10 protein-coding genes are annotated in these 10,588 nt (G+C 69.0%); 6 read left to right on the plus strand and 4 right to left on the minus strand.

Translation table 11 applies throughout. The features are described 5' to 3' along the window. Window positions 1-64: 64 nt before the first annotated feature. The gene (locus GX015_RS02740; protein WP_291342613.1) at window positions 65-1,234 is read right to left on the minus strand and encodes an NUDIX hydrolase; all 1,170 of its coding nucleotides are present in this window, start codon (window positions 1,232-1,234) and stop codon (window positions 65-67) included. A 166-nt stretch (window positions 1,235-1,400) separates the two neighbouring features. On the opposite strand from GX015_RS02740, the gene GX015_RS02745 reads away from it, so the two are divergent. The 4 genes from GX015_RS02745 to GX015_RS02760 all read left to right on the plus strand — a co-directional run bounded on the left by GX015_RS02745 (window position 1,401) and on the right by GX015_RS02760 (window position 4,846). Continuing rightward, window positions 1,401-2,816, plus strand: a complete 1,416-nt coding sequence (locus GX015_RS02745) for a CCA tRNA nucleotidyltransferase (protein WP_291342628.1) — start codon at window positions 1,401-1,403, stop codon at window positions 2,814-2,816. Between the two features lie 104 nt (window positions 2,817-2,920). Beyond that, a complete protein-coding gene (locus tag GX015_RS02750) occupies window positions 2,921-3,562 on the plus strand; it encodes a YqgE/AlgH family protein (protein WP_291342629.1) in 642 nt (213 codons plus the stop codon). Further along, window positions 3,552-4,427 (plus strand): AzlC family ABC transporter permease, encoded by an 876-nt coding sequence (locus GX015_RS02755; RefSeq protein WP_291342615.1) that lies wholly within the window; start codon window positions 3,552-3,554, stop codon window positions 4,425-4,427. Before GX015_RS02750 ends, GX015_RS02755 begins: the two co-directional genes overlap by 11 nt. Further along, the gene (locus GX015_RS02760; RefSeq protein WP_291342617.1) at window positions 4,427-4,846 is read left to right on the plus strand and encodes an AzlD domain-containing protein; all 420 of its coding nucleotides are present in this window, start codon (window positions 4,427-4,429) and stop codon (window positions 4,844-4,846) included. Before GX015_RS02755 ends, GX015_RS02760 begins: the two co-directional genes overlap by 1 nt. Window positions 4,847-4,892: 46 nt before the next feature. Here GX015_RS02760 and GX015_RS02765 read toward each other — a convergent pair whose 3' ends face one another. The 3 genes from GX015_RS02765 to GX015_RS02775 form a co-directional block, all read right to left on the minus strand. Then, window positions 4,893-6,029, minus strand: a complete 1,137-nt coding sequence (locus GX015_RS02765) for a DUF695 domain-containing protein (RefSeq protein WP_291342618.1) — start codon at window positions 6,027-6,029, stop codon at window positions 4,893-4,895. Between the two features lie 88 nt (window positions 6,030-6,117). Continuing rightward, window positions 6,118-7,107, minus strand: coding sequence for a bile acid:sodium symporter family protein (locus tag GX015_RS02770; protein ID WP_291342620.1), 990 nt, complete (start codon window positions 7,105-7,107; stop codon window positions 6,118-6,120). A 175-nt stretch (window positions 7,108-7,282) separates the two neighbouring features. Continuing rightward, window positions 7,283-8,056: an SdpI family protein gene (locus GX015_RS02775; RefSeq protein ID WP_291342621.1), complete on the minus strand. Its 774-nt coding sequence runs from the start codon at window positions 8,054-8,056 to the stop codon at window positions 7,283-7,285. A 190-nt stretch (window positions 8,057-8,246) separates the two neighbouring features. Here GX015_RS02775 and GX015_RS02780 point away from each other — a divergent pair, with 190 nt between their 5' ends. Both GX015_RS02780 and GX015_RS02785 read left to right on the plus strand, forming a co-directional pair. Next, window positions 8,247-10,019, plus strand: a complete 1,773-nt coding sequence (locus GX015_RS02780) for an ATP-binding protein (protein ID WP_291342624.1) — start codon at window positions 8,247-8,249, stop codon at window positions 10,017-10,019. Window positions 10,020-10,082: 63 nt separating this feature from the next. Further along, window positions 10,083-10,588: class I tRNA ligase family protein (locus GX015_RS02785; protein WP_291342627.1), on the plus strand; the 506-nt coding region annotated here is incomplete at its 3' end.

Genomic DNA, 10,588 nt, shown 5'->3' on the forward strand with positions numbered 1-10,588 from the left:
AGGGCCAACGCCCCCGCCGCCGCCGTCGCGACCAGTCGCTTCCCGCGGCCGCCCCCGCGCCGGGTCACCGCGGGGTCGCCTTTCCGGCGTCCTTCTCCGCCTTGGCCAGGTCCGGCAGCAGATCGTGGGCGCGCCGGGCGAGCTTGCGCTCGTCGGCGTACGCCAGGCGTTCGACCAGCGTCGATGCGGGGAACCAGGTCACTTCGGTGACCTCGGGATCCTCGTCGTTGAGGTCGCCGTCGACGTAGCGCAGCAGGTGGTGGTGCACCGTCTTGTGGATGCGCGTGCCGTCGGAGATGAACCAGTAGTCGATGACGCCCAGCTCGGCGATGACCTCGCCGTGGATGCCCGTCTCCTCCCACACTTCGCGTTCGGCGGTGGAGTCGTGGGCTTCGCCGGGTTCGACGTGGCCCTTCGGCATCGACCACAGCAGGCGGCCGCGGCGGTCGAGCCGGCCGATCAGCGCGACGTAGATGCGCGACAGGTCAACGTTGCCGTCGTCGCCGACGGCTTCGGCCAGGCCGGAGACGACGAGCCCGCCGGCCGACGTTTCGATGGACGTCCGCATCCGGTCGCGCTGTTCGCCGCCGCGCTGCGACGGGCGTCCTGCTGCCGGACGGCGTCCGGGGCGTCCCTTGGACTGGTTCGCTTGACGACGCCGCTGTCCGCCCCGACCCGACCCCGACCTCGCGCCGGAGCGGGATCCCGACCGCTGCGAACCCTTGCCGGAACCCGACTTGGCCTGGGAGTTCTTCGGCGAGTCCTTCTTCGGGGAGCCCCCGTCCTTGACCGTGACGCCGGTGCCGCCGGCGCCACTGGTGGAGCCGGCGCCGTCCGGGGCGTTGCCGGAGTTCCGCGAATTTTGGGAGTTCTGGGAGTTCTGGTTCTTCTGGGCGTTGTGGGAGTTGGCCGAGTTCCCGCCGGAGCCGGAACCCCGGCCGCGGCCGCCGCGGCGACGGCGGCGCGAACGGTTGGCGGATCCCGAACCCGAACCGGAGCCCGAGCCGGAAGCGCCGCCCTTGCCCGCGTTCGCGTTTGAATCGGAACCGGAATTGGCGTTGGAGCCGGAACGTCCGCCCGACTTCTCGCCGCGCGCCGCCGAGCCCGAACCGGAGCCCGGGTTCTGATTGGCCCCTTGGCCGCCATCCTGCGGGCGTCCGCTGCGCCGACGCGAACGGCGGCGGCGCCGACGCTGCGGCCCCGCCGTCCCCTCGTTCCGTTCGGCATCGTTCATTCCTCACAGACTACCGGGCCGTTCGGAGCCTGCGGGTATTGTGTCGCACGTGACCGACGCCCCGACTCCCCAGCGCACCCCCGACCACGCCCACCAGGGCCCCGTCGGAGGAGGGGGCGACGCCAACGTCGATGCGGCCGTCGATCCGGAGGTGCGGCGGACCGCGATGCTGGCGGTGGCGGATCAGGCCATCGGCCGGGAAGCCGAACTGCTCGCCCCCTTGGCCGCGGCCTTCGCCGACGCCGGGCATTCCCTTTATCTGGTGGGCGGCTCGGTGCGCGACGCGCTGATGGGCCGGTTGGGCAACGATCTGGACTTCACCACCGGCGCCCGCCCCGAGGTGATCGCGGCGATTCTGGAGGACTGGGCGGAGACGACGTGGGACACCGGCATCGACTTCGGCACCGTCTCCGCGGAGAAGAAGGGCCGGCAGGTGGAGATCACCACCTTCCGCTCCGATGAATACGACCAGGTCAGCCGCAATCCGGAGGTGACCTTCGGCGACTCCCTCGAAGGGGACCTGGTCCGCCGGGATTTCCGGTGCAACGCCATCGCCGTTGAACTCCACGCCGACGGCACGCGCTCCTTCCGCGATCCCCTCAACGGCTTCGACGACGTCGTCGCCGGCGTCCTGGACACCCCGGGCGCGCCGGAGGTCAGCTTCGGCGACGACCCGCTGCGCATGTTGCGGGCCTGCCGTTTCACCTCCCAGCTGGGCTTCGGGGTGTCCGATCGCGTCCGTGCCGCCATGAAGGACATGAACGGCGAGATCCGGCGCATCACGGCCGAGCGCGTCGCCACCGAACTGGACAAGATGATCCTGGGCGCAGACCCGTCGTCCGGCATCGACCTCATGGTGGACACCGGCCTGGCCGACCACGTCATGCCGGAGATCCCGGACATGAAGATGACCCAGGACGAGCACCGTCAGCACAAGGACGTCTACCAGCATTCGCTGCAGGTCATGCGCCAGGCGATCGAGCAGGAGGAGCCCGGCGAACCCGACCTCGAACTGCGCTGGGCGGCGCTGCTCCACGACTGCGGCAAGCCCGCCACGCGCTCCTTCACCGAATCCGGCAACGTCAGCTTCCACCACCACGAGGTCGTCGGCGCCAAGCTGGTGCGCCGCCGACTGCGCAAGCTCAAGTACCCCAAGCGCGTCACCGAGAACATCGCGCAGCTGGTCTACCTGCACATGCGCTTCCACGGATACGGCGACGCCGCCTGGACGGACTCCGCCGTGCGCCGGTACGTCACCGACGCCGGCCCCTTGCTGGGAAAGCTCAACAAGATCGTGCGGGCGGATTGCACGACGAGGAACCGTCGTAAAGCGGCCCGCTTGGGCCGGGCCTGCGACGACCTGGAGACCCGCATCGCCGAACTCGCCGCCGCCGAAGACCTGGCCAAGGTGCGCCCCGACCTCGACGGCAACGACATCATGGAGATCCTCGACCTCGGCCCAGGCCCCGAAGTCGGCGAGGCGTGGAAGCACATGAAGGACGTGCGCCTGGACCAGGGGCCGCTCGAGCGCGAGGACGCCATCCTCGAGCTCAAGCGCTGGTGGACCGAGCGAGAGGGCTGAGCAGGACCGAGCCGGACCGGGCGCCGGGACCTAGCCGGGACCGAGCGGGGACCGAGCCGGGCGTGGGGCGGCGGCCGGTGGATCGATTCGCCGCGCCGGGCATAATGGGCGGGGTGGAGCAGGAAAACCTTTTCGGAGACCGCCTTTTCAATTGCCTCGAGCGCAACGACCCCGCCGCGGGGATGCTGCTCGTCGCCGCCCCGGGCATGGAGTCGCCGGAATTCGCCCGCAGCGTGGTGTTCATCGTCGAGCACGACGAAGCCGGCACCCTCGGCGTCGACCTGACCACTCGGTCGCAGACGCCCGTGCACAACGTCCTCGAGCCGTGGGCGGGCCTGATGTCGAAGCCGCCGGTCGTCTACGTCGGCGGGCCGGTCAATCAGACGCAGCCCGTCTGCATCGGAGTGCTGCGCACCGGCGCCGAGGTCCCCGAGGGCCTCGACGAGGACACCGGCGCTCCCCTGCTGGAGAAGCTCGCCCACCGGTTCGCGCTGGTCAACCTCGGCGTCGAGCCCTCCGACGTCACTCCGCACCTCGACGGCGCGCGCCTCTTCGCCGGCTACTCCGGCTGGGCGCCCGGCCAGCTGCACGACGAAATCGAGCGCGGCGACTGGTACGTCGCCCCCGCCCTGCCCAGCGACGTCCTCGCACCGGGCGCGGCCGACGTGTGGGGCGACGTCATGCGCCGCCAGCCGTGGCCGCTGCCGTTGTACTCGACCTACCCCGTCGATGTCCGTGACAACTGACGGGATGGGCGGTGGGCGTCGCAAAGCAACCGGCCCCGCCCCCGCCCCCGCCCCCGCCGACCCGCACCCCATCCGCGGCGGCATCGCCGAAGCGTGGCCGGTGGCGATCGGCCTGGTGCCGCTGGGTCTCGCGTTCGGCGTGCTGGTGACTCAGACGGGGTTCGCGTGGTGGTGGACGCCGGTGTTCTCGATCCTGGTGTACGCCGGGTCGATGGAGTTCCTGGCGATTGGCCTGGTCATGGCGCATACGGGCCTGCTGGGGTCGGCCGTGACGGCGTTCATGGTGAACTTCCGGCACATCTTCTACGGCCTTACGTTCCCCCGCGACGTCATCGGCGCGCGCCCGGGCGGCAGCCGCGTGCTGAGGTGGCTGGGTCGCGCGTATTCGACGTACGCCCTGACCGACGAGGCCTACGCCATCGCCTCGGCGCGGCCGCCCGGCATGCCGCTGCGCGGGGCGCGCCTGCTGACCATCCAACTGTTCTGCCAGCTGTCGTGGGTGGTGTCGGGCATCGTCGGCGCGCTGGCGGGCCGCGGGCTGCCCGAGGGGCTGGTCGGCTTCGAATTCGCCCTGACGGCGCTGTTCACCGTCCTGGCGATGGACGCGTTCCGCCTCAACCGCGACTGGTCGCTGCCCCTGTCGGCGCTGGCGTGCGTCGCGGTCGGATGGCTGATCAATCCGGGGCAGATGCTGGTCATCGGCCTGATGCTGTACTTCTGCGTGCTGCTCGCGCGCGTGTGGTCGCCGGGGCTCGATCGCGTCATGCGCTGGGGCGGCGGGCCCGGGTCCGATTCGCTTGACGACGCCCACGTCCCCGCGTCCGGCGGCGGAAGCGGCGAGAGTGGCCGGAAGGAGGCGCCGTGATGCCCGATTCCGGTTATGTTCTGGCGTCCCTGCTGGTGATGGGCGCGGTGACCGTCGCATTGCGATGGGCCCCCTTCGCCTTCATCCGCGTCCTCCGCGGTTCCGAGCTGGTGAGGTTCCTCGGCGTGACCATGCCCGTCGGCGTCATGGTGGCGCTGGTGGCGTACACCCTCGTCGACCGGATGGGCCTGATCGGCGGCGGTGATGGTGGTGCGGAGGCCGCCGCCGGCAGTGGTGAGGGGGGTGGCGGCACCGGGTTCTTCGACGCGGTGGTGGCAAACGGCGATCCCGGCGGTTGGTGGGCCGCTCCCCTGGCGCTCGCCGTGACGGTCGGGTTGCATTTGTGGCGTCGGAATTCCGCGTTGAGCATCCTGGCCGGCACCGCGCTGTACGTGCTGCTGGTCAACGTCATCGCCTGACGGGCCGGGGGCGGACGGATTCCCTCGGCCCTGCCGAAAACGCGGGCTACGCGCGAAGGTGGCCGATGCGCTCCCAGGCCGGATCCTCGGCCGCCACGATCTCGTGGTCGCCCTCGGTCCACGTGTCGGTCAGCGAGGCCAGCCGCTCCGTGGCGTCGGTTTCGGGATCGACGTAGAAGTGCAGCAGGCGCATCCCGTCGGCGGTCTCGGTGGCCACGAGCAGGCCGTCGTCGGCGAGCGTCGCCATCGCGTCCTCGTGGAAGTCGGCCAGGGCCTTCGCCGACGCTTCGCCGGCCTGGCCGTCGTCGAGCACGTCGGCGAACAGCAGCTGCGCCACCACGTGGCGGGTGAACAACGGTCCGACCAGCGGCGACAGCGGCGCACGCGTGCCGACCATGACCGGCTTGCCGTCTGCCTGGCCCTGCAGCGTCAGCCACCGCGGGCACGCGCCGGCCAGCCGATCGATGAACCCCGGGAGCTCGGCCAGCGGCATCGCGCCCTCCGGCTCTTCGGCGGCGAAGGCGAAGGACCGCAGCCACAGGCCGAAGTCCTCCTCCCCCAGCGCCAACTGCAGCAGCATGAAACCGACGTGTGCGACGTCGCGCTCGCCCTCCTCGCCCGCCGCCACGAAGTTCGCGAAGACCGGGTGGAACAGACGGACGTCCGCGACGCCCTGCCCAGCGGCCACCGCCACGCGCGCCTCGGCGGGGTCGATCTCATGGCCCGCCCACGTCACCGTGGAAATCGGCTCGGCCGTGCGCAGGTCGGTGAAGGACCACACGGGGCCGTCGTCGGGCGCGGCGTCCAGCCAGCGACGCGCGATGTGCCGCACGCGCGGATCGCCTGCGGCGGTAACGGTGAGCAGGTGCCGCGAGAACGGCTCGCCGGCGCCGAAACCCCACACCAGGCGCTCGTCGATCGCGGACACCCGCGGCCCGACCTCGGCCTGGATGTCCATCGGCCCCGCATCGCCGAAACCGCCGCCGCCGAAATTCGCCCCGCCTGTGAACGCGGCGTCGAGGCGGTCGGCGCCCTCGGCCGTCCACCAATCCCAGAACGCGGTGATCGCACCGTCGCGGGCGCCGGCGTCGCGCGCCGCACCGGACGCGGACCCGGACGCGGCTGCGGCTGCGGCTGCGTCCGTGTCTCCCGCTTCGCCTGCGGCTCCCGGCTTTTCGGTCATGGTGGCACTCCCCTTGTCGACGGTCCGTGGTTATCTTCGCCAACGCTACGTCACCGGGCGCCATCTCTCAGGGCACGCGCGTCCCCGCTCAGCTGACGGCGTCGGCGGTGGCGCGTTCCTCGAATTCGCGGCCCCATTTGGCGGCGTAGACGGCGCACATCATCAGCTGGATCTGGTGGAAGATCATCAGCGGCAGGATGATCACGCCCGCGCCGCCGGACCCGAAGATGACGGCGGCCATGGGCAGACCCGTGGCCAGGGACTTCTTGGAGCCGCAGAACTGGATGGCGATCCGGTCGCGGCGGTCGAAGCCGGCGCGCCGGGCGATGAACCCGGAGATCCGCAGCAGTCCCTCGACCATCACCACGGACAGGACGCAGAGGATCACGATGTCGGTGACGGGCACGCGCGACCAGATGCCGTCGACCATGCCCTCGGAAAACGCGGCGTAGACGACCATGGCGATGGAGATGCGGTCGACGTTCTTCGTCGCCTTGGCCGCGGCGAATTTCAGCGTCCACTTCCGCAGCAGCTGGCCCAGCGCGAACGGCAGCAGAAGCTGGATCGAAATGTCCAGGAACACCGACCCATCGACCTTCACGCCATCGCCGGTGGCCATGAGCAGCATGACCAGCACGGGGGTGATCACGATGCCGAGCAGGTTCGACGCCGACGCGCTGACGATGGACCCGGCGACGTTGCCGTGCGCGATGGACGTGAAGTTCACCGACGACTGCACGGTCGACGGCACGAGCGTCATGTACAGAATGCCCAGGTAGAGCCCGGGCGCGAGCACCCAGTCGAGCGGTTTCAGCGCCAGCCCGATGATGGGGAACAGCACGAACGTCAGCGCGAGGATGGTCAGGTGGAGCCGCCAGTTCTTCAGGCCGTCGAGGGCCTCGCGGGGGCTCAGGCGGGAGCCGTAGAGGAAGAACAGCAGGCCGATGGCGATCTTCGTCGCGATGCCGAAACCCTCGGCGAATGCGCCGCGGGCGGGCAGGAAAATGGCGATGATCACGGCCAGCACGATCATCACGATCAAAGGATCGGGGCGCCACGAGCGCAGACGGTTCCACATGGGGAACAAGGTTATCCCCTGGCCCGGACGACCGGGAGGGTTACGGCGGTTCGGGGGCCGGGCGCGCCGATGAGTTAACCCACCCCGAATGAGCAAACCCACCCGTTGCAGCGGGTGGGTTAAGTCATTCGAGGTGGGTTAGGCCGTTTTGCTTTACGACGTCCCGGCCACTCCCCTATTCACCGTCGTTCGCGCGAGCGGCGCGGCGCAGTGCATCGCGGTCGACGGCGGTGCCGGTGTTGGCGGTGCGGGCGTTGGCGGAGCCGAAGGTGGCGTTGCCGTCCTCGCACATGCCGTTGAGGCCGCAGGAGCCGCAGCCGCCGGTCACTCCGCAGTCGGCGGAGGGGTCGCGGGGCACGTTGGTGGCGGCGGCGGAAGTCGCGTCGGCGGAGGCATCGGTGGAGCAGCACGACGGATCGGCGGCCTCGGTGGGAGTGCAGCACGCGTCGGCGCCGGTAGTGGCGGTGGTGCCGGCGGAGTTTGCAGTGCCGGCGGTGTTGGAGTCGCAGGTCGCCGCCTCGGCGGAACCGCAGCCGCAGCCGGAGCCGCAGGCGCCCGTGTCGGAGGAACAACATCCGTCGGACCCGGATTCGGCGGACTTCTTGGCGTCGTAAAGCGCGATCGTGTGGGAACCGATGGCGCCGCCGACGCCCAGCATCGCCAGCCCCAGCAGACCCGCGACGACGACCCACAGCCACATCCAGCCCGACGCCTCCGGGCGGATGGCCAGGAACGCCAGCGCCGCCGCGCCCGCGAACGCCAGCGCGGAGACGGCCCACGGCGGGCCCGCGACGCGGTGCGTGATGTCCCAGTTCTCCTTGGACTTGCGGGCCTCCGGCGCACGAATGCCGACGTACGCGTTGCCCGGCAGCTTGGCGGACCACGCCAGACCAGCCACCACGGCGACCACGACGGCCACGACCAGCAAAATCACCGGAATCACGATCATGCGCACCAGTTTAGGGGCACGGGGCGCGGCGGCGAAAACGGTGGTCGTGCGGTGCGGGCGGAGAACGCTTGTGAACATGAACGGCTCACTGCAGCAAGTGATTACATCACTTTCTATAGTGAGCGCCTCACTTTCTAGAGTGACGGCGTCAGTTCCTTTAGTGAGGACCATCAGTTGCTAGAGTGAGGGCATGAGTCAGTCACTGACGGATGCAGCTGTTTCCGCATACCGGGCGCTATTGGAAGGTGGCCGCGAAGGCACCCGGCTCGAAGCCAAGCGAGTCCGCGAGAAGGTCGACCGTGCAGTGTGGGAAACGGTTTCAGCTTTCGCCAACACCGAAGGCGGCTTACTTTTGCTCGGCATCGACGAACAAGAGGGTTGGGCCGTCACCAGCGGATTCGACGCCGAGAAGGTCATGCAACGGTTGAAAGCCGGCCTCGAAGCAAGCGCAAAAGCTGACCCGAAAGTCACGCCGATTCCCCGGTATGAACTGGACTTCGTCGACCTCGGCGATGCCGGCGAGTTCATCGCATTGCGCATTCACCCCATGCGCGAGGACCCGTTTCTCATCCGGCAGATGCCATGCTTCGTGTCCGGCGTGGGAATGCCCAACGGCTCGTACACGCGCATCGTCGACGGGGATCATCGGCTGAACGGCTATCAGATCAGCGAGCTCCGCGGACTCGGCGGCGCAGACGTCAGTGACCGCCAACCGGTGTCGGGCGCGACCGTCGGAGACCTCGATGATGAGGCGATCAGTGGCGTGCAGGATCAGATCAAACGGCTTCACTCACGGCAGCTGGACGGAGTCACCACTAAAGAGGAGATGCTCACCAGGATCAACGCGACGGACAACGCGGGCCACGTGACTTTGGCGGGGCTCCTGGTTTTGGGAAAGTACCCCCAGCAGTACTACGACCAGCTGTTCATCGACGTGGTGGTCCATCCCGGGCGCGAGAAGTCGACTGACCCGACCGGCATCCGATTCCTAGACCGCCGGGTGTGTGACGGGAGAATGCCGCTGGCCATCGACGACGCAGTCAATGCGGTCGTCCGGAATTTGCGGACAACATCAGTGGAATCCGGCACCGGCGTCGTCAGTGAACCCGAGATCCCGGTGGTCGTACTTCGCGAAGCCATCGCCAACGCCGTCATCCACCGGGACTACGGCGAAGTGGGGCGAGGAACCCAGATCGCCGTCGACGTGTACCCGGACCGCGTCGAGGTCTCGAATCCCGGTGGACTGTGGGGTGGGCGCACGGTCGACAACCTCGACGAAGGAGTTTCCGAATCCCGGAATACGGCGCTTAAGGCGCTGATGATGAGGGCCATCGACGAGGAAGGTCGCGCGATCGTCGAAAGCCAGGGATCCGGAATTCGCCGCATGATCGCAGTCCTCGCCAGCCGGGGCATGCCGCATCCTGAGTTCAAGGCACAGATCGGGCGATTTGCCGTGACAATTCACCGTTTTGGGCTGCTCAACCCCGAAACTCACCAATGGCTGAAAGATTACGCGGGCGGGGCCGCCGACGGCATCAATCGTAATCAGCAAATCGCGCTGGTCCTGGCAAAGCAGATGGGCGTCGTCACCGCCCAGAACCTGCGCAACCAATTCGGCGTCGACTCCGACGACGCACGAACCGACATCAATGAACTGGTTGATCGGGGGCTCCTCGAAATCGTCAGCACATCCGGGCCGGGCAGCGAACGTTATGGGCTCGTCTTGTTCGGGGATCATTCGAGGATCAGTGAACGACAGCGGGAGATTCTGCAGATCCTTGACCCGGTGAACCCCCGGACCGTACGAGAAATCGCGGAAGACATCGGGCTCTCCGTCGGCGCCGTGCGCAATCATCTCCGAGACCTCGTCGAGGCCGGATTCATCGAACCAACCGCTCCACCGTCGAGTCGCAACCGGGCGTACTTGCTCGCCGACCCCAAGAGGCACGCGGGTTCGTCGTAAAGCAATCCCCGCTATCCGGCCTCTATCCGACGGATTCCGCCCCGCCCACTATGCTGTGTACCCATGACCAACAGCGGGAACACCGACAACAGCACCACCGCCGCCGCCCCCACCGGCGCGGCGTCCGCCGAAGCCGAGGGCACCGGCCACCGCTACACCCCGGGCGTCGCGGCCCGGGTGGAGGCGGATTGGCAGCAGCGCTGGACCGAGCGCGGCACCTTCCACGCCCCCAACCCGGTCGGCGACCTCGCGCCGGCCGATGGCGCGGAGCTGCCGAAGGACAAGCTGTTCGTGCAGGACATGTTCCCGTACCCGTCGGGCGTGGGCCTGCACGTCGGCCACCCGCTGGGCTACATCGCCACGGACGTCTTCGCCCGCTTCCACCGCATGCGCGGCGCGAACGTGTTGCACACGCTGGGTTACGACGCCTTCGGCCTCCCCGCTGAGCAGTTCGCCGTCCAGACCGGCACGCACCCGCGCGTGACCACCGAGGCGAACATCGCGAACATGGAGCGCCAGCTCGGCCGCCTGGGCCTGGGCCACGACAAGCGCCGCGCCTTCGCCACCAC

The sequence above is a fragment of the Corynebacterium sp. genome, assembly GCF_012837295.1.
Classification (GTDB): domain Bacteria; phylum Actinomycetota; class Actinomycetes; order Mycobacteriales; family Mycobacteriaceae; genus Corynebacterium.